At 63.9% G+C, this 23,046-nt stretch carries 21 protein-coding genes, 1 other RNA gene and 1 riboswitch; of the genes, 17 read left to right on the top strand and 5 right to left on the bottom strand.

What is annotated here, in order from left to right; all coding sequences use genetic code 11:
- The 4 genes from ACH2CW_RS09850 to ACH2CW_RS09865 all read right to left on the bottom strand — a co-directional run.
- On the bottom strand, positions 1-417 hold a 417-nt coding region (locus ACH2CW_RS09850; RefSeq protein WP_395057583.1), incomplete at its 3' end, for a sulfite exporter TauE/SafE family protein.
- Positions 418-451: 34 nt separating this feature from the next.
- Positions 452-631, bottom strand: a non-coding RNA gene (gene ssrS, locus ACH2CW_RS09855) — 6S RNA.
- Between the two features lie 81 nt (positions 632-712).
- Positions 713-1,075 carry a cell division protein ZapA gene (locus tag ACH2CW_RS09860; protein ID WP_395057585.1) on the bottom strand — a complete coding sequence of 121 codons (363 nt, stop codon included), beginning with the start codon at positions 1,073-1,075 and terminating at the stop codon, positions 713-715.
- Entirely contained in the window at positions 1,072-1,329 is a 258-nt protein-coding gene (locus tag ACH2CW_RS09865) for a DUF904 domain-containing protein (RefSeq protein WP_395057587.1), read from the bottom strand. The genes ACH2CW_RS09860 and ACH2CW_RS09865 overlap by 4 nt, the downstream gene beginning before the upstream one ends.
- Before the next feature lie 35 nt (positions 1,330-1,364).
- Positions 1,365-1,652, top strand: a riboswitch (cobalamin riboswitch).
- A 76-nt stretch (positions 1,653-1,728) separates the two neighbouring features.
- Between ACH2CW_RS09865 and ACH2CW_RS09870 the strand changes: the two genes are divergently transcribed.
- The 17 genes from ACH2CW_RS09870 (at position 1,729) to ACH2CW_RS09950 (ending at position 21,728) form a co-directional block, all read left to right on the top strand.
- Positions 1,729-3,612, top strand: a complete 1,884-nt coding sequence (locus ACH2CW_RS09870; RefSeq protein ID WP_395057589.1) for a TonB-dependent receptor domain-containing protein — start codon at positions 1,729-1,731, stop codon at positions 3,610-3,612.
- A gap of 10 nt (positions 3,613-3,622) precedes the next feature.
- Positions 3,623-4,966 (top strand): cobyrinate a,c-diamide synthase, encoded by a 1,344-nt coding sequence (locus tag ACH2CW_RS09875; protein ID WP_395057590.1) that lies wholly within the window; start codon positions 3,623-3,625, stop codon positions 4,964-4,966.
- Positions 4,963-5,811, top strand: a complete 849-nt coding sequence (locus tag ACH2CW_RS09880; protein WP_395057592.1) for an ABC transporter substrate-binding protein — start codon at positions 4,963-4,965, stop codon at positions 5,809-5,811. The genes ACH2CW_RS09875 and ACH2CW_RS09880 overlap by 4 nt, the downstream gene beginning before the upstream one ends.
- On the top strand, positions 5,804-6,385 hold the full coding sequence (gene cobU, locus ACH2CW_RS09885) for a bifunctional adenosylcobinamide kinase/adenosylcobinamide-phosphate guanylyltransferase (protein ID WP_395057594.1): 582 nt from the start codon (positions 5,804-5,806) through the stop codon (positions 6,383-6,385). The genes ACH2CW_RS09880 and cobU overlap by 8 nt, the downstream gene beginning before the upstream one ends.
- Positions 6,382-7,260: an ABC transporter substrate-binding protein gene (locus ACH2CW_RS09890; RefSeq protein WP_395057596.1), complete on the top strand. Its 879-nt coding sequence runs from the start codon at positions 6,382-6,384 to the stop codon at positions 7,258-7,260. The genes cobU and ACH2CW_RS09890 overlap by 4 nt, the downstream gene beginning before the upstream one ends.
- Entirely contained in the window at positions 7,257-8,276 is a 1,020-nt protein-coding gene (locus ACH2CW_RS09895) for a FecCD family ABC transporter permease (RefSeq protein WP_395057598.1), read from the top strand. The genes ACH2CW_RS09890 and ACH2CW_RS09895 overlap by 4 nt, the downstream gene beginning before the upstream one ends.
- On the top strand, positions 8,273-9,049 hold the full coding sequence (locus tag ACH2CW_RS09900; RefSeq protein WP_395057600.1) for an ABC transporter ATP-binding protein: 777 nt from the start codon (positions 8,273-8,275) through the stop codon (positions 9,047-9,049). Before ACH2CW_RS09895 ends, ACH2CW_RS09900 begins: the two co-directional genes overlap by 4 nt.
- 129 nt (positions 9,050-9,178) lie before the next feature.
- A complete protein-coding gene (gene cobO / locus ACH2CW_RS09905) occupies positions 9,179-9,760 on the top strand; it encodes a cob(I)yrinic acid a,c-diamide adenosyltransferase (RefSeq protein WP_395057602.1) in 582 nt (193 codons plus the stop codon).
- 42 nt (positions 9,761-9,802) lie between these two features.
- Entirely contained in the window at positions 9,803-10,267 is a 465-nt protein-coding gene (locus ACH2CW_RS09910) for a MotA/TolQ/ExbB proton channel family protein (protein WP_395057604.1), read from the top strand.
- Positions 10,264-10,620, top strand: a complete 357-nt coding sequence (locus ACH2CW_RS09915) for a DUF2149 domain-containing protein (RefSeq protein ID WP_395057606.1) — start codon at positions 10,264-10,266, stop codon at positions 10,618-10,620. The genes ACH2CW_RS09910 and ACH2CW_RS09915 overlap by 4 nt, the downstream gene beginning before the upstream one ends.
- Entirely contained in the window at positions 10,617-14,813 is a 4,197-nt protein-coding gene (cobN, locus tag ACH2CW_RS09920; protein ID WP_395057608.1) for a cobaltochelatase subunit CobN, read from the top strand. The genes ACH2CW_RS09915 and cobN overlap by 4 nt, the downstream gene beginning before the upstream one ends.
- Position 14,814: 1 nt before the next feature.
- Complete coding sequence (gene cbiB, locus ACH2CW_RS09925; RefSeq protein WP_395057610.1) at positions 14,815-15,816, top strand: adenosylcobinamide-phosphate synthase CbiB; 1,002 nt, start codon at positions 14,815-14,817, stop codon at positions 15,814-15,816.
- Positions 15,813-16,808, top strand: a complete 996-nt coding sequence (locus tag ACH2CW_RS09930; RefSeq protein ID WP_395057612.1) for an aminotransferase class I/II-fold pyridoxal phosphate-dependent enzyme — start codon at positions 15,813-15,815, stop codon at positions 16,806-16,808. Before cbiB ends, ACH2CW_RS09930 begins: the two co-directional genes overlap by 4 nt.
- Positions 16,805-18,361 (top strand): cobyric acid synthase, encoded by a 1,557-nt coding sequence (locus ACH2CW_RS09935; protein WP_395057614.1) that lies wholly within the window; start codon positions 16,805-16,807, stop codon positions 18,359-18,361. Before ACH2CW_RS09930 ends, ACH2CW_RS09935 begins: the two co-directional genes overlap by 4 nt.
- Before the next feature lie 129 nt (positions 18,362-18,490).
- Positions 18,491-18,733: a DUF3606 domain-containing protein gene (locus ACH2CW_RS09940; protein WP_395057616.1), complete on the top strand. Its 243-nt coding sequence runs from the start codon at positions 18,491-18,493 to the stop codon at positions 18,731-18,733.
- A 128-nt stretch (positions 18,734-18,861) separates the two neighbouring features.
- Positions 18,862-21,384: a helicase C-terminal domain-containing protein gene (locus tag ACH2CW_RS09945; protein WP_395057618.1), complete on the top strand. Its 2,523-nt coding sequence runs from the start codon at positions 18,862-18,864 to the stop codon at positions 21,382-21,384.
- A gap of 125 nt (positions 21,385-21,509) precedes the next feature.
- On the top strand, positions 21,510-21,728 hold the full coding sequence (locus tag ACH2CW_RS09950; protein WP_395057620.1) for a hypothetical protein: 219 nt from the start codon (positions 21,510-21,512) through the stop codon (positions 21,726-21,728).
- 209 nt (positions 21,729-21,937) lie between these two features.
- On the opposite strand, the gene ACH2CW_RS09955 is transcribed toward ACH2CW_RS09950, so the two are convergent.
- A complete protein-coding gene (locus ACH2CW_RS09955) occupies positions 21,938-22,999 on the bottom strand; it encodes a quinone-dependent dihydroorotate dehydrogenase (protein WP_395057622.1) in 1,062 nt (353 codons plus the stop codon).
- Between the last annotated feature and the right edge of the window lie 47 nt (positions 23,000-23,046).

Raw genomic sequence — 23,046 nt, forward strand, 5'->3', positions numbered from 1 at the left:
CGGCAGGGTGCGGCTGGGTTTGGGTTTTCGGTCCAGAAACATCTGCGTCGCAGAAAACGCGACGAACACCGCGAACAGCACGCTGAGCACCTTGCCGGGCAGGGCCACGGCGATCTGAGCGCCGAGCAGCGAACCCAGCAGGATGCCGGGCGCGAGCAGGCGGACGATGGGCCACAAGACGGCGCCACGCCGATGGTGCGCAAGCACCGAGGTCATCGAGGTAAAGCAGATTGTTGCCAGCGATGTGGCCACTGCCATTTTCACGGTGTAATCGGCCGGGTAGCCCTTGGCCGTCAGGATGAAGGTCATGAAAGGCACCATCAGCATGCCGCCGCCTATGCCCAGCAGGCCGGCCAGAAAACCGGTGGCGCTGCCCAGCAGCAGGAGTTCGGCAATCAGATGCGGTTCAAGAAACATTCAGGCCCGGGCCGGGCCCGACAAAAGATCAAAAAAGGTGTCTGCAAGTGCCACCGGACCGTCATCCTGAACCGGGGTTCAGGTGGGCGAGGGCAGTCAGGCTTCGGGTTCGTCTGACGCGAGACGATCACGCCTGCCTGACAATTTACCAAGCCCGTGCTCGTAGAGCATTGGTTCAAGGAAATATAAAGCCCGGTGCGCACCGCAGACGCCTTCATTGTAGGCGCATGCGGCTGGCAGTGCCGCCAGTCAGTGACGGCTTGGGGCCATCCCTTGCGCCGGAAAAATTACGGCTCTAGAGCAGGCGGCCGTCCACGCCCAGCGCGCTGTCCAGTCGCTGCAGCAATGCCGCCAGTTGCGGCTGCGCGGCATCGCTCTGGGAGCTGGAAGGGTCGGTTCTGGCGGTGGGAGGTATGGCTGCCGACGCGGCACTGCGTGAGACTTTCAGGGCGTTGCCTTCCAGCTCCGACAATTCGAAGGCCAGGTTCAGCGCGGCCAGCACGGCGATGCGGTCGCGCGCCTTGATTTTTCCCGCGTCACGGATCTTGCACATCGCGGCGTCGACCTTTTCCACTGCGTCGAGCAGACGGGCATCGCCACCTTCAGGGCAGCCGAGCAGGTAGCTCTGGCCCATGATCTGTACATCAAGCTGCTTCATGAGTCTGATCCGGCAGAGGTTCTGGCGCCAGTCGCGCCCAGGGACAGTGACGACGAGGAGTCGGGCAGCCGTTCGAGCAAGGCATCCACGCGCGCGCGGGCGGCACTGAGGCGGGAGCGCAGCGAGTCGCGCTCCTGCGTGAGCACATGCACCTGCTCGCTGAGCAGGGTATTGGTGCGCTGCAATTCCTCGTAGCGCAACAGGAGCCGCTCGACACGTTCGGCAATCTGGTCGATGTGGGTTTGGTTCGACATGGCCTTGTGATTGTAGGGTTTGCAAGGTTTTGGGGCGTAGAATCTCGTCTGTTGGTGCCCGCGGTGTGGTTCACACGCCGCAGTTCAACGGGAAGCAGGAGGGAGTTATTGCCATGCGCCCAGGGTTCGCCCCGGTCGCCAGCGCCATGACTTCTAACCTGCGCTGCCCCCGCAACGGTAAAACGGACGAATGTTTTTCCCTGAGTCAGCTTCAGGGTGCATTCAGCCCTCATCACAGCCACTGAGCGTTTGAACATGCGCTTGGGAAGGCGATGAGGACAGTTCCGTCAGCCCGGATACCGGCCAACAAGGTGGTTGTATGTCCGCAAGGGCTGCAGCCGTAACGCTCATGCACTGGCGGGGAGGCCGGTGAGAGCCTTTTGTTGATTGTTCCGACTCATGAAAACCCGTGTTTCTCGTGCACGCCTTGCCGTGCTTCCGCTGGCTTTGGCCGCTGCTTTTCCCGCACTTTCCCAAACCGGCGCTTCGTCGCAGCTTAAAGAGACGGTGGTCACCGCCTCGCGCGTGGCGACACCGGTCACCGATGTGATCGCAGACGTATCCATCATTGACCGGGAAACTCTGGAGCGAGCCGGCCAGTCGTCGCTGCGCGACGTTCTGGCGCAGCAGCCTGGCGTGCAGATGGGCAGCAATGGCAGCTACCGCTCGAATTCAAGTATTTTCCTGCGCGGTGCGAGCAACTCGCAGACGATTGTGCTGATCGACGGCGTTCGGGTGGGCTCGGCGACATCGGGCGGTGCGTCGTTTGAGAACATTCCGCTGGCGCGTATCGAGCGTATTGAAATCTTGCGTGGTGCGGCCTCTGCGCTGTATGGTCCGGATGCCGTCGGCGGCGTGATCCAGATTTTCACCCGCGAACCCGCCGACGGTGTGGCGCTCAGTGCCAGCGCGGGGTTTGGCTCGGACGGTCAGCGGCAGACCGACGCATCGGTGCGTGGCAGCTCCGGTGCCATCGGCTACAGCCTGGGGGTGTCGCGTGAAAAAGCGCGCGGCATCAGTTCGGTGTCCAACCCCGCATCGACCAGTTTCAACCCCGACGCAGACGGCTTCACTTCTGCCAGTGTGGATGCCAAACTGACCGCCAAAATCAACCGCGAACATGCGTTGACACTGAGTTTTCTGCGCAGTGAGACCGACTATCAGTTTGATGGTTTGCCGTCGCCCAATCCGCTGGCCCTGACCCGGCTGACATCCAATGCGCGGGCCAAACCCACGCTCGGCAATGCCACCTTCAAGTGGGACGCGCAGTGGCTGCCTCAGTGGAAATCCACACTCACAGCGGGAACCAGTGAGGAAGAATCGGTCAATGAGTATTACCGGTTGTCCGATGGACGGTTCGGCGGCAGCAGCCAGTTCAACACCCAGCGCAAACAACTGACCTGGCAAAACGACGTCACGCTGGGCAAGGATGTGCTGTCGGTGTTGTTTGAAGACCGCTCCGAGGCGGTGGAAAGTTCCACCAACTACGCCGTCAAGCAGCGCGATGTGCGCAGCGCGCTGGCGTCGTATGCGCTGAATCGCGAGCGCTGGAACGCGCTGGCCGTGATTCGCAACGACAAAAACTCCCAGTTCGGCAGCTTCAACAACTGGGCGCTTTCGGCCGGTTATCGCCTGATCGACGGGCTGCGCGCTGTGGGCAGTGTGGGCACGAGTTTTCAGGCCCCCACCTTCAATCAGCTGTACTTCCCCGGGTTTGGCAATCCTGCGCTGGTGCCGCAGCGCAACCGGGCCACAGAAGTGGGCCTGAAATACCAGCAGGGCAACCTGGCGCTCGGCGCGGTGGCTTATCACAACGACATCCAGGGCTTTATCATTCCGTCGACCAATGTCCAGAGCTCACTGGCGGTGTTGCGCGGCGTCACCCTGAGCGCTGATGTGCAGTCTGGCGCGACCCATTATTCCCTGTCGTACGACTATGCCGACCCACGCTCTTACTCGTCCGTGCCGGCCTCCAATGACCTGCGACTGGTGCGTATTGCGCAGAACGTGTTCAATGCCCGTGTCACCCATCGCATCGGCGATGTCAGTGTGTTTGGAGAACTCAAGCTGTCGAGCAACCGCGAGGACGCCAAGGTGGTGGGTGTGGGCCGTGACACGCTGCCCGGCTACAGTGTGCTGAATACGGGCATCACCTGGAAAGTTCAGAAAAACGTCTCTCTGCTGGCCCGCATCAACAACCTGACCGACACCCAATACATGCTCGCCAACGGTTTCTCGGTTCCTGGTCGCAACCTGTTTGCGTCCGTCACATGGGCGATGTGACGCCGTCGCCATGCCTTCAGCTTCTTGTCCCGCCATCCTGATCGCCGCCCCGGCGTCCGGCCAGGGCAAAACAACGGTCGCCTGCGCGCTGGCGCGTTTGCATACGCGGCAGGGAAAACGGGTGCGGGTGTTCAAGTGCGGACCGGATTTCCTTGACCCCTGCTGGCTGTCGCTGGCCAGTGGTGCGCCGGTGCACCAGCTCGATTTGTGGATGACCGGCGAAGTCGATTGCGCGCTACGTCTGTACGCTGCCGCACAAGAGGCTGACCTGATCATCGTCGAAGGTGTGATGGGGCTGTTTGACGGCCAGCCCAGCGCTGCCGATCTGGCCCAGCGCTTTGGTCTGCCCCTGCTGACGGTGATCGACGCCAGCGCGATGGCCGGCACCTTTGGTGCGCTGACCTGGGGGCTGCAGACTTACCGGGAAGGCCTGCGTTTTGCGGGTGTGCTGGCGAACCGGGTCGCCTCAAGCGGCCACGCGGTCATGCTGGAAGAGAGTCTGCGTGATGCCTCGCAGTGGCAGGGCGCGCTGATGCGCAGCGAAGCCTTCAGTCTGCCGGAGCGGCACCTGGGTCTGGTGATGTCCGGCGAGATGGACGATGCGATGGCCCGGCTCGATGCCGCTGCCGATGCCCTCGCTGAAACGAAGTTGGGACAGATGGGCGCAGATGCGCTTCAAGCCTGGTGGGTGGACTTTGCTGCGCCGGCTGATGCGGTGCCGGAAGCGCCGGAATTGCTACAGGGCCTGACGATTGCCGTGGCCCGCGACGCCGCCTTCTGTTTCCTGTACGCGGCAAATCTTGATTGTTTGCAGGCCATGGGCGCCCGGCTGGTTTTTTTCTCGCCGCTGGCCGACGCGGTCCTGCCCGATTGCGATGCGTTGTGGCTACCTGGCGGCTACCCGGAACTGCATGCCGCGACGCTGGCAGCCAACGGCGCCATGAAAACCGCCATCGCCAGCCATGTGCGCGCCGGCAAGCCGGTCTGGGCCGAGTGTGGCGGCATGATGGTCTTGTTTGATCAGTTGACGACCGTGAACGGCAGCACGCATCTGATGTGGGGCGTATTGCCCGGCAGTGTCACCCTGCAACAGCGACTCGCGGCACTGGGCCCTCAACAGATATCGGTGGCGGGCGGCACCCTGCGCGGCCATACATTTCACTATTCGACCTGTAGCACGCCGCTGGTACCCGCAACACGTACCGAAGCAGCGCCCGGACGCAAGCTGCGCGGGGAGGGCGAGGCGCTGTATGTGGCGGGTCCTGCCGGCAACGTCAAGGCAAGCTACTTCCACGCCTGGTTGGCGTCGAATCCGGCCGCCGCTGCGTCACTGTTCCTGAAGGACACGCCATGAGCGGCTCAACAGATTGGCGGGCACTGGCTTTGACCGCTGGCACAGCGGCGTATGGGCCGCAGCGCATCGTCTGCCTGACCGAGGAGCCAACCGAGTGGCTGTACCTGCTGGGGGAGGAGCGCCGCATTGTCGGCATCTCGGGCTACACCGTGCGGCCGCCGCGGGCGCGTGAGGAAAAGCCCAAGGTCAGCGCTTTTCTGAGCGCGAAGATCGACAAGATTGTTGAGCTTCGGCCCGATTGCGTGATCGGCTTTTCCGACCTGCAGGCAGACATCGCCTCGCAGCTCGTCAAAAAAGGCATCCAGGTCACCATCTTCAACCAGCGCAGCGTGGCGGAGATTTTCTCGATGATGTACCAGCTGGCCGCCATGGTGGGCCAGGAGGCGAAGGGGCTGGCGCTGATCCAGGGCATGCAGCAACGCCTGCTGGCCATCGAGCGGGCGGCCAGTACGCTGAAACGCCGGCCACGTGTGTTTTTCGAGGAGTGGTATGACCCGCACATCAGCGCGATTGCCTGGGTGTCCGAACTCATAGGCATCGCCGGCGGCGACGATTGTTTTCCTGAACTGGCCTCGCAGGCCATGGGCAAGGACCGCATCATTGCCGACGGCGGCGAGATTGTGGCGCGCAACCCCTACATTATTTTCGGCTCCTGGTGTGGCCGCAAGTTCCGGCCCGCGCATGTGCTGGCGCGGCCCGGCTGGGATAACGTCCACGCCGTCAAAAACAGGCAACTGTTTGAAATCAAGTCGGCAGAAATTTTGCAGCCGGGGCCAGCGGCCTTGACCGAGGGCGTGGAGCAAATCCACCGCATCATCATGGACTGGAGCCTGCAATATGGCTGAACTGCCGCGCAGCGAATTCATCCTTGGTGGCCAGCGCAGCGGCAAGTCACGCCGTGCCGAGCTGCTGGCGCGCGACTGGTTGGCGCAGTCTGCGCAGCACCGTGCTTTGCTGATTGCCACGGCCCAGCCCTGGGATGATGAAATGCGCGAACGCATCAAGCGGCATCAGCAGGACAGGGCGCAGCGGGTGCCGGGCATGACCACCGTCGAGGAACCGCTGCACCTGGCGCAGGCCATCACGCAGCACAGCACCGCGCAGACATTGTTGGTGGTTGACTGCCTGACCTTGTGGTTGACCAATTTGCTGATGCCGGCTGAAAATTCAGAGCCAAATCAGGCTCCAGCCCTTTCCGCACCTGCGCAAGCAGCTATGCTTTTGGTAGCAATTGAGGCTGCACCGGGGCCGCTGGTGCTGGTCGGCAACGAGATCGGACTGGGTGTGATCCCGCTGGGCCGCGAAACCCGCGCTTTTGTGGATGCGCTGGGGCGATTGAATCAGGATGTGGCGCAAGCCTGCCAGCGCGTCACCTTGATGGCGGCGGGCCTGCCGCTCACCTTGAAAGGCGCAGCATGACCCGCCTGGCCGTCCTGTTTGCCGCGCTCTGCGCGGTGATGGGGCCTGCCCACGCGCTGCAACTGACAGACGACCGCAACGTGACCGTCACCTTCGCGCAAAGCCCCCAGCGCATCATCAGCCTGCTGCCTTCGCTGACCGAAAGTGTTTGCGCCATGGAGCAATGCCACCGGTTGGTGGGCCGGGACCGATATTCCAACCACCCGGCCTTGGTACGGCAGCTGCCGGTTCTGGGTGGCGGGCTGGACCCCAACATTGAAGCGATTGTGGCGCTCAAGCCCGACGTGGTCTTGATGGCCACCTCGTCGCGCGCGGCCACCCGGCTTGAATCCTTGGGCATCAAGGTCGTGGCGCTGGAGCCCAAAAGCCATGCCGATGTGCGGCGCGTCTTGCACAAGCTTGGCGTCTTGCTGGAGGTGCCCGAAGCGCACGGCGCGGCGCGGCTGTGGCGCGTCATCGATACCAGTGTCTCGGCAGCGGCGCAGTCGCTCTCACCGCAGGCCCGCAAGGCGCGGGTGTACTTTGAAGTCAGCCGCGGACCGTATGCGGCGGGCGAGTCGTCCTTTATTGGCGAAACCCTGACGCGCCTCGGTGTACAAAACGTAGTGCCCGCCTCGCTCGGCCCTTTTCCCAAGCTCAACCCCGAGTTTGTGGTGCGTGCCAACCCGGACGTGATCATGGTCGGCAACCGCAGCATGGTGGCCATGGCCAGTTATCCGGGCTGGGGCAGCATCACAGCGGTCAGGGAGCAGCGCATCTGCGTGTTCGGCGTTGAGGAGTCCGATGTGGTGGTGCGCCCCGGACCGCGCATGGCCGAGGCCGCCCGGCTGATGGCCAATTGCCTTGAAAAACATGCGGACAGGGGCGGGCGATGAATCATCCCGCCGCCCGTTATCAACACCGGGCTTTCTGGTTGATGGGTCTACTGCTGCTGGTTAGCCTGGCCCTGTTGCTGTTGGGTGTGAGTGTGGGCAGCACCGGTTTTGAAAGCGTGCTGAACATGCAGCGCGATCCGCAGGCCATGCAAATCATCTGGGAGATTCGGCTGCCACGTACGGCGGGCGCCTGGCTGGCCGGGGCCTTGCTGGGTTTGGCCGGCGCTGTAGCGCAGGGCCTGTTTCGCAATCCGCTCGCCGACCCCTATTTGCTGGGCAGTGCCTCGGGCGCCGCTTTAGGTGTGGCGCTGGCCATGGCGCTGTTCGGTGTGTCGCCGCTGGCCACCCACTGGGTGGCGCGTATCGGTCTGACCGGTGCGGCGTTTGTTGGCGCGGTGGCTGCGGTGCTGTTGACCCTGCTGCTGGCCAAGGGTGTGCAGCACACCTTGCGCCTGCTGCTGGCTGGTGTGATTGTGGGTGTGGTGCTGGGTGCTTTCGGCTCGCTGATCCTTCTTCTCACGCCCGACATCATGCAGGCCATGCAGGCCTTCATGCTGGGCAGCACCGCGTTTGTGGGCTGGACCGCCTGCGCCATCATGTTGGGTGTGTTTGTTTTTTGCCTGCTGGCGGCCTGGATGATGAGCCATGTGCTGGACGGTCTGGCGCTGGGTGAAGCCACTGCGCAAAGCCTGGGTTTGCAGCTGCCGCAAATGCGCGCGGCACTGGTGGCGGTGCTGGCGCTGGCCACCGGCACGGCGGTGGCGCAAACCGGCCTGATTGCGTTTGTTGGCCTGGCCGCGCCGCACCTGGTGCGCTCGGTCATCAAGACCACCCACGGCCGGCTGATTGTGCTGGCCAGTCTGACCGGCGCTGTGTTGCTGACGGCGGCCGACATTCTGGCCAGAGGCGTGATCGCGCCGCAGGAGTTGCCGGTGGGTGTGCTCACCGCCGTGCTGGGCGGCGGCTACCTGCTGTGGCTGATGCACCGGCACACCGGGCGCGGAGCCGGGTTATGAATGTTATTGATTCGGTAGCTGTTGGCGCCCGCGGGGTTAGGGCAGAACTCGGAAACATCGAGGTATTGCACAACATCTCCGTGGCTTTTTCGGCGGGACGCTGGACCAGCATCGTCGGCCCGAACGGTGCGGGTAAATCAACGCTCCTCAAGGTGCTGGCAAATTTACTGCCGCATGCTGGCGAGGTGCTGCTGCTGGGCCAGCCGCTGGCCATGCTACGTGCCCGGGAACGTGCGCAGCAACTGTCCTGGCTGGGCCAGAACGAAAGTTCCGCCGACGACCTGACCGCCTACGACGTGGCCATGCTGGGCCGGCTGCCACACCAGCCCTGGCTGGCGCCGCCCAGCGTTGCCGATCATGCGGCGGTAGCGCGCGCTTTGCGCGCCACCCACGCCTGGGACTGGCGTGACCGGGCCCTGGGTCAGCTTTCTGGCGGTGAGCGCCAGCGTGTCTTGCTGGCGCGGGCGCTGGCCACCGAGGCGCAGGTGCTGCTGATGGACGAGCCGCTGGCCAATCTCGATCCGCCGCACCAGACCGACTGGCTGCAGATGGTGCGTGTGCTTGTGGCCGACGGGAAAACCGTGGTCAGCGTGCTGCATGAAATTTCCTTTGCCCTCCACGCGGACGAGATGGTTGTCATGGCCAACGGCAGGGTCACGCACCAGGGCCCCTGCAACGACGCTGCCACCCACCGCGCGCTGGAGCAGGTGTTTGATCAGCGGATTGCGGTGCACCAATTGGCGGGCCAGTGGGTGGCCGTGCCGAAGATATGAATATGAACCCTGTTTGTCATCCCGGACTCGATCCGGGATCCATGCCGCATGAACCTGCATCCTGGGCCGCGAGACATGGATTGCGGGTCAGGCCCGCAATGACAGTCAAAAAATACAAAGGTTGATCCTATGCAAATCGAAAGCCCGCCCAGCACGAAACCCTATGAAAAACCCGAGGGTGAACGCCGCGGCCTGCTGATCGTCAATACCGGCGACGGCAAGGGCAAAAGCACGGCTGCTTTCGGTCTGGCCTTGCGCGCCCACGGCCGCCACCACGTGCACGGCAAGGCCGTGAAAATTTTCCAGTTCATGAAAGTGCCGACGGCGCGTTTCGGTGAGCACCGCATGTTCGAGCAACTGGGCATCCCGATTGAAGGCCTGGGCGACGGCTTCAGCTGGAAAAGCCAGGACCTGGAACACTCGGCCCAGGTCGCACGCAATGGCTGGGAGAAAGCCAAAGCCGCGATTCTGGGCGGTGACAACTTCATGGTGGTGCTGGACGAGCTGACCTATCCGCTGATTTACGGCTGGATGCCGTTGGACGATGTGTTGCAGACGCTGAAGGACCGGCCCAAAGACGTGCATGTGGTCATCACTGGCAGGCGTTGCCCGCCCGAGATCATGGAGCTGGCCGACACCGTGACCGAGATGACCAAGGTCAAACACGCCTTCAATGCCGGCATTCCGGCGCAGCGCGGGATTGAGGACTGAGCGCCTGCTGTTGAGTACAACCCCCTGCCTGAAAGAGACACCATGCCTTTTGAAAACACCCTGTTTCAGCTGACCCAGATGTTCCTCTGGCCGGTCACCATTCTGGTATTGGCAGCGTTCGCCTATGCCATCATGAGCCTGGGCGCGTTTGGCTTTGAGTGGTTTCGCAGGCGCAGGCAGCCCGGCCGGGTGCTGGTACTGGCAGGCGCCAGCGGGGCTTCAGCCGAAACGCTGGAGCTGGCTGTGCTCAGGGAACTGGAAGGCCTGCGCCTGTGCAGCCGCGTGGCGCCCATGCTGGGCCTGGTGGCCACCATGATTCCCATGGGCCCCGCGCTGGTGGCGGTGGCTTCGGGCCAGTCGCAAGGCGTGGCTGAAAGCCTGGCACCAGCGTTTGCCGCCGTCATTGTGGCGCTGGTGGCCGCGTCCATCACCTTTGTGGTGTACAGCGTGCGCAGGCGCTGGCTGCTGGCGGAAATGCTGGCGGTGCTGGAAGGCCAGCCCGCATGAACCGACCCGCCGCCAAGCCATCCCGTGCGGCCACGCCGCGCCTGCGCATTCTGGATGAAGACGATGACGACCCGGTCTTGTCCACCATCAATCTGATCGACGTGTTTCTGGTGGTCATCGGCATGTTGCTGATCGCGGTCATCAACAACCCGATGAACCCGTTTGCCGATGACAAGCTGACCATCATCCGCAACGAAGGCCAGCCCAACATGGAGATCATCACCAAGGACGGGCAAAAGATCACCCGCTTCAAGGCCGGCGGCGCCGCGGGCGAAGGGGATGGCGAAAAAGCCGGCACCGCCTACCGCATGAAAGACGGCACCATGGTCTACGTGCCCACGGTCAAACCATGAGCATCGGCAGGCGGCTGTGCGCTGTGCTGTGGGGGGCGGCCCTGGCCGGTGGGCTGGCCACTGCGCAGGCGCAGCCGGCAGCGGACGCAGCGCGCGTGGTTGTCCTGAGCACCTATGTGGTCTCACCCGCGCGCGCGGCCAAGCTGCGTCTGGCGGCGCAGCAGGCCGGTGTGCCCCTGGAAACCTTGTCGGCAGAAGAGGGCACGCCTGCGGCCTTGCAGCAAGCCCTGCAGGGCGCGCGGCTGCTGGTGATCGACGCGCCGCACAGCAGCGTCGCGCAAGCCGTCGCAGCGCGTTATGGCGAGATGTTGCGCCTGAACAGCACACCTTATGTGCTGGTCGGGGAGTTCAGCGCCGTGGCGAAAAACCTGTCGCTGGCGGCGGCGCCGCTGCAAACTGAACGCGGGGTGGGCGCGCCGTGGGCCCAGCGCTTGCGCGAATACTGGCGCTTCGGCGGGCCGCAGAACACGCGGCTGGCGATGGAGGCACTGAAGGCCTTGGCCGACGGGCAGGGCACTGACAGTGTTGCCGCCCTGGCACCTGCGATCGAATTGCCGCTGCAAGGGTTTTACCATCCCCGCTGGCCGCGCATCGAAAGTGATGCCAGGCTGCTTGCCTCGCTGCCGGTTCCTGGTGCTCACAAAGAAAATCGAGCTCCAGCCCATGCTCCCCATGCGCAAGCAGCTATCAAAACAGTAGCAATTGCGGTGAACAACGCGGTCTTCAGCTCCGACGACACGCCCTGGCTGGACGCCCTGATCACCGCGCTGGAGCAGCGCGGCCTGCGCGCCTATGCCTTTTATGGGCCGCGCCAGCAGAAAGACCTGTTTTTCCAGATGACACACATGCCAGCCGTTAACGGCCCGCAGCGCGTGGCCGATGTCATCATCAACTCGGCGCTGGTGTTCAACCCGACCGAGCGCAAGGCCGAACTGGAACGCATCGGTGTGCCGGTGCTGCAAACCATGCCTGCGCTGGCCATGGATGCCGCGCAGTGGGCACAGAGCAAGGACGGCCTGGCCCTCAGCGATGTGTCTTATTACTACACGCCCAGCGAGTTGTCGGGCATGGTAGACGCCATGCTGATCACTGCGCGGGACGCCAAAACCGGTGCCCTCAACCCGATTGCGGCGCAGATCAACGCTGTGGCGGACAAGGCCGCTGCACTGGCCCGGTTGCAGCAAACCCCCGCCGCCCAGCGCCGGGTCGCGATGATGGTCTACAACTACCCGCAGGGCGAGGGCAACTTTGGCGCGTCGTTTCTGAATGTGCCCAAAAGCCTGCAGAACATGCTGGCCGCCATGAAGGCCGCCGGTTACCAGACACAAACGCCTGGTGCCGACCAGATCACGCCGCAGGTGCAGGCCACGCTGGCCGCGTTTTACAAGCCTGAAACCTTGGGCCTGTTGCCAGCCCAGGGGCTGGCCGACGTGCTGCCGCTGAGCCATTACCTGGCCTGGTTTCGTGCACTGCCACCCGCCACCCAAAGCCGCATCGAAGCCTATTGGGGACCGCCTGAAAAAGCCCTGATGCTGCGGCCGCAGGCCGTAGGCGCGGCGGGGCTGGCAGAGGCCGGCTTTATCATTCCGCGCGTGTTGCTGGGCAATGTGGTGGTGATGCCGCAGCCGCTGCGCCATGAGGTCACGACGGGTACTGCCGCGGAGGTGCGCAAAAAACGCATAGGCCACCGCTCCCAGGTGCCGCTCAGCCACAACTACCTCGCCACTTATCTGTGGATACGCGAACAGTTCTCAGCCAGCGCGGTGGTGCATGTGGGCACCCACGGCACGCTGGAGTGGGCGCCCGGCAAGGAGCGCGGCCTGTCGAGTCAGGACGATCCGCTGCTGGCCCTCGGCGACCTGCCCAACATCTATCCCTACATCATGGACAACCTCGGTGAGGCGCTGACCGCCAAGCGACGCGGTCGCGCGGTGCTGGTCAGCCATTCGACGCCGATGTTTTCTCCCGCAGGTTTTCGGCCCGGCGTGCATGAGATGCACGACGTCATGCACGACTGGGAAACGGTGGCACCCGGCCCGGTCAAAAAAGAGCTGGAGAAGCGCCTGGTGGCGCTGTTTGTCGAGCACCAGTTGCACCGAGACGTGGGCTGGAGCGTGCAGAAAATCGCTGCCGACTTTGCCGGCTTCATGGAGCTGTTACATCCCTACCTGGACGACATTGCGCAGGCGGCCCAGCCTCAGGGCCTGGCTGCCTTTGGTGAAGTACCCGATGCGCAGCGCCGTTTTGGCACGGTGATGCAGACGCTGCGCAAGCCGCTGATTGATGCGCTGGGCGAAGACATTGACGAGGTGTTTTTGCTCGACGCCAAGAAAATCATCCAATCGCGCCCGGCACGCTGGTTGCAGGTGGCGCTGAAAGACCCACAGGCCGCCAGCATGCTGGATCTTCGGGCTCAGGACACCGTGGAGGCCGCCAAAACGGGAATCCATAGTTCGGTGCCGAATCGTGCCGAAGCGAAAAAGCTGGACCCCAGGGTGCTGCTGGCGCTGGCCCAACGCGCCCAGCAACTCGACAAGGCGCTGGCCAGCAACGAAGAGATCAGCGGCTTTCTGGCTGCGCTCGATGGCCAGCACATCAAGGCCAGTTACGGCGGTGATCCGGTGCGCAACCCCGACAGCCTGCCCACCGGCCGCAACCTATATGGCTTTGACCCGAGTCGCGTGCCGACACGCCAGGCCTGGGACACCGGTGTCGCCGCTTTTGATGTGTGGATGAAGCAGCACCGCGAAGCCAACAAGGGCCAGTGGCCCGACAAAATCGCTTTCACGCTGTGGGCCGGCGAAACCATGCGGCACCAGGGTGTGATGGAGGCGCAGGCGCTGCATGCACTGGGTGTCAAGCCGCGCTGGGATGAGGCCGGGCGTGTGACCGCGCTGGAGACCGTGCCGCCCGGCGAGTTGAAGCGGCCGCGCCTGGATGTGTTGATCAATGTGACCGGTTCCTACCGCGACCAGTTTCCGGTGGTGATGCGCTGGATCGACGAAGCGGTGCGGCAAGTCGCGTCGCTGAACGAGGGCGAGAATCGGGTGGCTCGCAACACGCAAAAGCTGGCCAAAGAATTTGTGGCCCAGGGCGCCAGCGCTCAGGATGCCAAACGCTGGTCCACCGCGCGGGTGTTCTCCAATGAGCAGGGCAGCTACGGCACCGGCCTGAGCGAAGCGGCGCAAGCCACCGATGTCTGGAAAACCGCGACCAGGGGCGGCGCTGATGCAGAGATGTCGCAGCTTTACATGGACCGCATGGGTCACGCCTATGGCGAGGGGCTGACCGGCGCGGCGCGGCCCAAAGGTTTTGAGCAAGCCTATGCGCGCAACCTGGGCCAGGTCGATGCGGCTTTGCTGTCGCGCACCTCCCATACCTATGGCGTGTTGTCCAGCGACGACCCGTTTCAATACCTGGGCGGCATCGCGCAGGCGGTGCGCCAGCTCACCGGCAAAGACCCGGCGCTGTACGTGCAGAACTTGCGCGACACCACGGAGGTGATCACCGAAAGCGCCAGCAGCGCCATCGCCAAAGAGATGCAGACGCGTTATCTGCACCCGCAATGGATCAGTGCGCAAAAAGCCGAGGGTTACAGCGGCACCCTGCAGGTGCTGAAAACAGCGCAGTTTTTGTGGGGCTGGCAGGTCACCGCGCCGCAGACGGTGCGACAGGACCACTGGCAGTCTTTGCACAATGTCTATGTGCGCGACCAGTACAAGCTGGGCACACGTGAGTGGCTGGAGGGTGACAACCGCGCCGCTTTTGCGCAGACGCTGGAGCGCATGCTGGACGCGGTACGCCTGAACTACTGGCAGCCCGATGCGGCGACCACAAAGGAGCTGCTACAGGCCTATCAGGAAGCGCTGAAGGCCACCGGCCTGCGTGAGAGCAATCTGGCGGTCCAGCGTTTTGCGGCCGGGGCTCAAGCTTCATCTGCCAACAGCAGCGCTGCGCAGGTCCCGGCAGCGCGCGCGCAGACCGCTGAGGCCAAACCGAATCCGCCCGATGAAACCACGCCGGCACCGGTGCGCGGCATCAAGCTGGAACCGCAAGCGCCAGAAGTCAAGACGCCGGCATCGGTGGTGCACAACCTGGCCGCCTTGTGGGGTGTCGCCCTGTTGCTGGCACTGGGCGCTTGGCAGCAATCACGCCGTTGGCGGCGGACCGGGCTGGCGGCGAGACGTGTTTGAGATGATGACCCCGAGCGCTGTGATGGCTGCGTTGGTCATGGCCCTGGTGTTGCTGCTGGCCTTGTGGATTGACAGACTTTTCGGCGAGCCGCGCCCCCGCTTGCACCCGGTGGTCTGGATGGGCGGCTACCTGAAGGCTTGCGGCAGTGTCGCGGTGCGCAGTCCCCCGGCGGCGGCCTTTGTGCTGGGGTCGCTCGCCTGGTGTCTGGGTGCTGTGGTCACGGGGGCACTGGCCTGGGGCCTGCAGTGCGGGCTGCTGGTCGTGCTGGCGCGTGTGTTTGCCTCGCCGGGGTTTGGACCTCTCGCAGCTGCGGTACTGCTGGCCGCGCTGGCAGCCTGGCTGCTCAAGTGCATGTTGTCGTGGCGCATGTTGCGCAGCGAAGTCGAGGCGGTCGAGGCCGCCTTGCAGCAGTCCTTGCCAGCCGGGCGCGAGCGCCTGTCCTGGCTGGTCAGCCGCGACACGTCCCACCTGAGTGAGAGCGAGGTGCGCGAAAGCGCCATCGAGTCGCTGGCCGAAAATCTCAATGATTCGGTGGTCGCGCCCATCTTCTGGTGTGTGCTGCTGGGCCTGCCCGGTGCAGCGGTCTACCGCTTTGCCAACACCGCGGATGCGATGTGGGGTTACCCCGGCGTCTACAAGGGCCAGAACTGGGCGTGGGCTGGCAAGTGGGCAGCCCGTGCCGACGATGTGTTGTCCTGGTTGCCGGCGCGTTTGACGGCGGCGCTGCTGGCGCTGACAGCGGGTGGGCTGGCGTTCAAGACCCTGCGAAGGGAGTCTGGCAAAACACCCTCGCCCAACAGTGGTTGGCCGATGGCTGCAATGGCCCTGGCCCTCGGCGTATGTCTGCGCAAACCCGGCGCTTACGCGCTGAACGCTGCGGGCAGGGCGCCGGACGCTGCCGACACCGTTCTGGCGCTGAATTTGGCATCAAAAGTGGTCCTGGCCCTTGTCGTGTCTGCGCCAATAGCTATGATAATGATAGCAATCGGGGTGGCGGGATGACGCCCCGCAGCCATGGTGGGCCAGATGAGGGCGGGGTGCCCCTGCACGATTTTTCGAGCAACAGCAATGCCTGCGGGCCGTGCCCTCAGGCACTGGCAGCGGTTCAAGAGGCTGATGCGACCTGTTATCCGGACGCAGCTTACACGCTGCTGCGCGCGCAGCTTGCCGACTTCCACGGTGTCAGTGTGTCGCGCATTGTGCTGGCCGGCAGTGCCAGCGAATTCATCTTTCGCATCACGGCGCTGGCTGTGCAGCGCGGCGCCCGCGCCGTCTGGCTGCCGCCGCACGCTTACGGCGACTATGCGCAGGCTGCGCAGGCCTGGAAGCTGCCGCTGCTTGCGAGGGCGGAGCAGACGCAACTGCGTTGGGCCTGTGACCCGTCCAGTCCGATAGGGGCCGCGCATGCCGGGCTGGATCAACTGGCGGGCGGCGGCGCGGTGTGTGTACTTGACCGTGCCTATGAGCCTTTGCGGCTCAGCGGTGTATTGGCGCTGCCCGATTCGGCGTTGCAGGAATTCTGGCAGCTCTGGACCCCCAACAAAGCCCTTGGCCTGACCGGTGTGCGTGCGGCTTATGTGATTGCGCCGGCTGGCACGGAAGAACGGGTGGCGCAGCTTGAGGGACTGGCACCCTCATGGCCTGTGGGTACACACGGGGTCGCCATGCTGCAGGCCTGGACCCGGCCCGAGGTGCAAACCTGGCTGGCAAACAGTCTTGCCACCTTGCGCGACTGGAAGGCGCGGCAGGTCGCCCTGTGTGAGTCCCTGGGCTGGACCTGCCTGCCCAGCGCGGCCAACTTTTTCTGCGCCCGGCCAGCGCTGCCGGCGTCTCTGAGCTTGGAGCAGGCCTTGAGCGCCCTGCGTGCGGGGGGCATCAAGCTGCGCGACGCCACCTCTTTTGGCCTGCCGGGCCAGGTGCGTCTCAGTGTCATGCCGCCCGCCGCGCAGGATGCGCTGCACAATGCCTGGCAACACCTCGACAAGGCACCATGAGCGCAAAAAGTGTGATGGTTCTGGGCACCACCAGTGGCGCTGGCAAAAGCTGGCTGACCACCGCGCTGTGCCGCTACTACGCCAACCAGGGCCTCAAGGTTGCGCCCTTCAAGGCGCAGAACATGAGCAACAACGCCAGGGTGGTGGCGGGAAGGCAATTTTCCGACGGGCCGCCCCTAGGAAAATTAGCCCCCTCTGGGGGCAGCGCAGTACAGGAAGTGGCAAGCGTGGGGGGCGAGATAGGCAGCGCCCAATACTTCCAGGCGCTGGCTGCGCGCGCCGAGCCCGAGGTGCGCATGAACCCGCTGTTGCTCAAGCCCGAAAAAGACACGCACAGCCAGGTCATCCTGATGGGCCAGGTCAATGCTGAACTTTCGCGCATGGCCTGGCGCGGCCGCAGTGCCTCGGTCTGGCCGGTGATCGCGCAAGCCCTTGACGAACTGATGGCAGAAAACGATGTGGTGGTGATTGAAGGCGCGGGATCGCCCGCCGAGATCAACCTCAAGGACAGCGACATCGTCAACATGCGGGTGGCGCTGCATGCCAACGCGGCCTGTCTGCTGGTCACCGACATCGACCGGGGCGGCGCTTTTGCCCATCTCTATGGCACCTGGGCCATGCTCGAGCAAGCGGAACGCCAACTGATCAGGGGGTTTGTGCTGAACAAGTTTCGTGGCGATGCCACGCTTCTGGCACCCGGCCCGCAGATGTTGCAGGACCTGACCGGCGTGCCTACCGTCGCTACCTTGCCGATGTGGTGGCAGCATGGATTGCCCGAGGAAGACGGCGTATTCGATGACCGCAGCAGCGCCGCAGGCGCGGTCATAAAAACAGTCGCGGTGATTGCCTACCCCCGCATCAGCAACCTCGACGAATTCCAGCCGCTCAAAAACGTGCCCGGTATTCACCTCCAATGGGTGCGCAGCCCTGCGGAACTGGCCGGTTTGAGCGCTACCGACTGGATCATCCTGCCCGGCTCCAAACACACGAGTGGCGACCTGAGCTGGCTGCGCGCGCAGGGCCTGGACAGCGCCGTTGCGGCGCACGCAGGGCGGGGTGGGGCGGTGCTCGGTATCTGCGGCGGTTTGCAAATGCTGGGCGAAGCGCTGATCGACCCGCATGGCATCGACGGCAACGGGCCGGGCCTGGGTTTGTTGCCCGTGGTCACCCTGTTTGAAGAAGATAAAACCGTGCGTCACCGGCAGGCTGGTTTTTCGTCCGTCAGCGGGCCTTGGGCGGCGCTGTCGGGCGTCAAGGTGCAAGGTTATGAAATTCACCACGGCCAGACCGCGCCGCACAGTGCCATGGCTGCCGCTGGTGACATCGCGCACGCAGTGATGTCCGACGGACTGGCCTGGCAAAACGGCAGCGGTAATGTTCTGGGCATTTACCTGCATGGGCTGTTTGAAGACCCGGCGGTGCTGCATGCCTTGTTCGGCGCCGCCACGCCAACCCTGGAGTCGGTGTTTGAGGGCCTGGCTGATTACGTGGGCCAACATTTTCAGCCGGGTGTGCTCGACGCCCTGATCGGCAATCGTTCTGCCTTTTCGTGATTTTGTGCGCGTGCATCGCAAAATCGCGCTGCCTGGGGCGCCAGCGCCTACAGCGAGTCCGGCCGATTGCCCTGTGCGGCCGCCGGTGGCGGGCGCAGACTGAGGCCTTGTACTTTTGAAAGCCATCTCATGCACGAACAACCTGACCACCAGCAGCCTGTAAGCGACCGCATCCAGTTATGCAGCCCAGTGGAAGTTCGTCGTTGCTGTGCTGACTTCCGATGCACCGAGCATGAATTACGCGCTGCGGTCTACGCCGTGGGTGGCGATCCGCAGCGGGTGCGTGAATACCTTCATCCCACGCTGCGCCAAAAGTTGACGGGTGTTTGGCGCCAGCTTCGCGCTGCAGTCCAGCCGCCGGTCACGGAATAAGCCACAGAGCAGTTTCTTCGAAGCGACCGCGCCAGGGGGAGCTTGTCGGCGGCGGCGTTCCGTGCGGCACCCGTTATGCTACTGGCTATCCATACAGTTTTTTGTAGCGATACTCCGGCACTTCCCTGATGAACCATGCGCTCCCGCCTGACCAGCCCTATGTGCTTGCCGTGCGCGCCCTGTGCGACTTCACTGCCAAGCGAGGTGACCTGGATTTGCGCTTCACGCCATCGCCTTCCGCGCTTGAAGGGATGGCGGGTCACCGTATGGTGGCGCTACGGCGTCCGCCGCATTACCAGACCGAAGTCAGCCTGAGCGGCGATCACAAGAACCTGCAGGTGCGGGGCCGCGCCGATGGCTACGACGCCGAGCTGGGCCAGCTTGAAGAGGTCAAGACCTTTCGAGGCAATCTCGACGCCATGCGGGAGAACCACCGCTTTTTGCACTGGGCGCAACTCAAGGTATACGGCCATCTGCTGTGCCGCAAGGAGGGCCTGCCGCACATCAAGCTTGCGTTGGTGTACTTCAATGTGGCCACGCAGGACGAAACGCTGCTGGTCGAGTCCCACACCGCACCGGCGCTGCAGGCTTTTTTTGAAGAGCAATGCGAACGCTTCATCGCGTGGGCGCAGCAGGAGCTGGCGCACCGGGTTGCACGCAACCAGATGCTGACCTCCTTGCCGTTTCCGCACGCGGCTTTCCGGCCTGGCCAGAGGGAACTGGCCGAGGCGGTCTACAAATCCGCCAGCAGCGGGCGCTGCCTGATGGCGCAGGCACCCACCGGCATCGGCAAAACCGTCGGCACCTTGTTTCCGCTGCTCAAGGCCTGCCCGACGCAGCAACTCGACAAGGTGTTTTTTCTGGCGGCCAAGACACCTGGCCGGCAACTGGCACTCGATGCGCTGGCGCTGATCAAGACCGCAGCGCCGGTCCTTCCCCTGCGGGTGCTGGAACTGGTGGCTAAAGGCAAAGCCTGTGAACACCCAGATAAGGCCTGCCACGGCGAGTCATGCCCGCTGGCACAGGGTTTTTATGACCGGCTGCCGGCGGCGCGGCAGGCTGCTGTCGATGCGCTTGCCGCCGTCCCCGGCCCGCTCGACAAAAACGCGCTGCGTGAACTCGGGCTGGCGCACCAGGTCTGCCCTTATTACCTGGGGCAAGACCTGCTGCACTGGAGCGACGTGGTGGTCGGCGACTACAACTATTACTTCGACGTGAACGCCATGCTGCATGCGCAGACGCAGGCCAACCAGTGGCGCGTCAGCGTGCTGGTGGACGAGGCGCACAACCTGGTCGAACGCGCGCGCAAGATGTATTCGGCCGAACTGGACCCGGCGCATCTGGCGTTGGCGCGGCAGGCGGCGCCGGCCGACATCAAGCGTGTGCTGGACCGGCTCAAGCGCAGCTGGCATGCGCTGTACAAGGCACAGCAAGAGGACTACCAGGTGTATGACGATGTGCCGCAGGATTTTCGCGGCGCGCTGCAGCAGACCAGCAGTGCCATCCTGGATCACCTGGCCGAGCATCCGGCCGGCATCGATGCGCGGCTGCAGGACTTTTTCTTCGAGGTGCTGCATTTCTCGCGCATGGCCGAGCTGTTGGGCGCGCATTCCCTGTTTGACATCACGCTAGGAGCCTGCCGGGCTTGGGGCGTCGAAAGCGAAAATAGGCCCCAGCGAGGACAGTTTTTGCCGGGTTTGCAGGCCCATAGCCAAGCTATGGGACAAAAAGACGGTGAAAAATGGACCGCTGCGGTCGATTTACAGCCGACGATTCCCACGTCCGACAGGCTCCTACGTGAGAGCGGGGCGCTGCTGTGCCTGCGCAACATCGTGCCCGCGCCTTTTCTGGCCTCACGTTTTGCGGCTGCTCGCTCGGCGGCGCTGTTCTCGGCAACCTTGAGTCCATCGGGCTATTACAGCGACATGTTGGGCCTGCCGAACGACACGGTCTGGGTCGACGTGGCGTCGCCTTTCAAAGCCGAGCAGCTTTCGGTGCGGGTGGTGGACGATCTATCGACCCGGTTCCAGCACCGCGGGCACTCCTTGTCCCCGATGGTCGATCTGATGGCCAGGCAGTACGCGCAGGCGCCCGGCAACTACCTGGGTTTTGTCAGCAGCTTTGACTACCTGCAGCAACTGGCGGCGCTGTTCAAGACGCGTTACCCGGACATCCCGGTCTGGGCGCAGTCGCGTGGCATGGAAGAAAGCGCGAAGAAGGGTTTTCTGGAGCGCTTCACACCAGCTTCGAGTGGCATCGGTTTTGCAGTGCTCGGTGGCGCGTTTGCCGAAGGCATTGACCTGCCTGGCAAACGCCTGATTGGCGCCTTCATTGCCACGCTGGGCTTGCCGCAGGTCAACCCGGTCAACGAGCAGATCAAGGCGCGCATGGAAGCCAGCTTTGGCCAGGGCCACGACTACACCTACCTCTACCCCGGCCTGCAGAAGGTGGTGCAGGCGGCCGGCCGGGTGATACGCGCCGAGTCCGACCGCGGCGTGGTCTACCTGATCGACGACCGGTATGCGGGCGCGCAAGTGCAGGCGCTGTTTCCGGGGTGGTGGCGGGTGGAGCGCCTGCAGGCAGGTTTTTCGGCCAGGATCGCGCCTGGGGCTTCCAGCGAAGCAGGCCTTGCTGCCAGCGGCATGGTCTGAATCCGGGTGGTTCGTAGCAGGCCTGGCCGATAGTGCAGCGGGCCGGGCTGCTTGCGGCCTTGTCCGACAGGCCGCTGACGCCGGCGCTGCTAAGTTCAGGGCTGCTGACCCCCAGGAGCGACCCCATGCCCAACACCCCCGCTTCCCCCTCCCGCGACACCACGGTTGTGGCCGCCACCGAACCGCCCATCGCCCGTACCGACACCGACAACACCGACAACAGCGCCAGCACCCTGATTGAAGCGCCGGTCGAACCCGGCCAAAAGAATCCGCTGGACCAGCATGAGTTTGCCGACGGCGGTGGGGGCGGCGGCGCCGAGGCCTTCCGGCGCAAGCCGAAATGAAACTGGCGACGTTCAACCTCAACGGCATCAAGACACGGTTGTCGCAGTTGCTGGACTGGCTGGTCAGGCAAGTGCCCGCTGTCGTCTAACTGCAAGAGCTGGGCAAAGCCAAGGCGGCGGCGAAACGGCCGGCGCGCAAGGCTGCCGCCAAAAAGGTGAAGCCCTGAATGCTATTGATTCAGTAGCTGCTTACGCATGTCCGCTATGGGCTAGCGGCTCTTTTTGATCGCAAATGCGGCCTGGGTCACCAGCTCCGGCCCCTGGTAAATCAACCCGGTGTAGATCTGTACGACGTCGGCGCCAGCCTGGATTTTGGACACTGCGTCGGCGCCGCTCATGATGCCGCCGACCCCGATGATCGGAAAACTTTTGCCGAGCGCCGCGCGAAGTTGGGCTATGACACGGTTGCTGGCCGCCAGCACCGGCGCGCCGCTCAAGCCGCCGGCTTCTTCGGCATGCGGCATGCCCTTGACCGCGTCGCGGCTCAGCGTGGTGTTGGTGGCGACCACGCCGTCCATAGCGTGGCGGGTCAGCGTGGCGGCGATCACCTCGATCTGCGCTTCGTCCAGGTCCGGCGCGATCTTCACAAACAGCGGCACCCGTTTGCCGTGCTGCTTCGTGAGCACTTCGCGGCGTTCCGCGATGCGGCTCAGCAACGCGTCCAGCGCCTCGTCGCTTTGCAGCGCGCGCAGGTTTTTGGTGTTGGGGCTGGAGATATTCACGGTCACATAGTCGGCATGGGGGTAGACGCCATCCAGGCAGATCAGGTAGTCGTCCACCGCATTTTCAATCGGCGTGGCGGCGTTTTTGCCGATGTTCAGGCCCAGCAGCAGCGGGCTGGCGCCCTTGCGCTGGCGGAAGGTCGATTGCTGCACATTGGCGATGAAGGCGTCGAGCCCGTCGTTGTTGAAGCCCAGGCGGTTGATCAGCGCGTTGGCCTGTGGCAGGCGAAACATGCGCGGCTTGGGATTGCCTGGCTGGGCTTTCGGCGTGACCGTGCCGACCTCGACAAAACCAAAACCCAGTCCGGCCAGGCCGTCGATGCAGCGTGCGTTTTTGTCGAGTCCGGCGGCCAGGCCGACACGGTTCGGAAACGTCAGCCCGGCCAGCTCGACAGGGTCGCTGACGCGGTCGGCGCAGTAAGCCAGCGCCAGCGGCGTGTGCTGGGTGCGCGCCAGCGAGGCCATGGTCAGCTCATGGGCGGTTTCCGGGTCCAGGCCAAATAAAAACGGACGGGCGAGGGCATAGGGGAGCTTCTGGAGCAGGGACATTGGATAATTTGGGTTGTGCGACAGCCCTATTGTCGCAAACCCATCCA

The organism is Polaromonas sp., assembly GCF_043778355.1.
GTDB lineage: Bacteria > Pseudomonadota > Gammaproteobacteria > Burkholderiales > Burkholderiaceae_C > Polaromonas.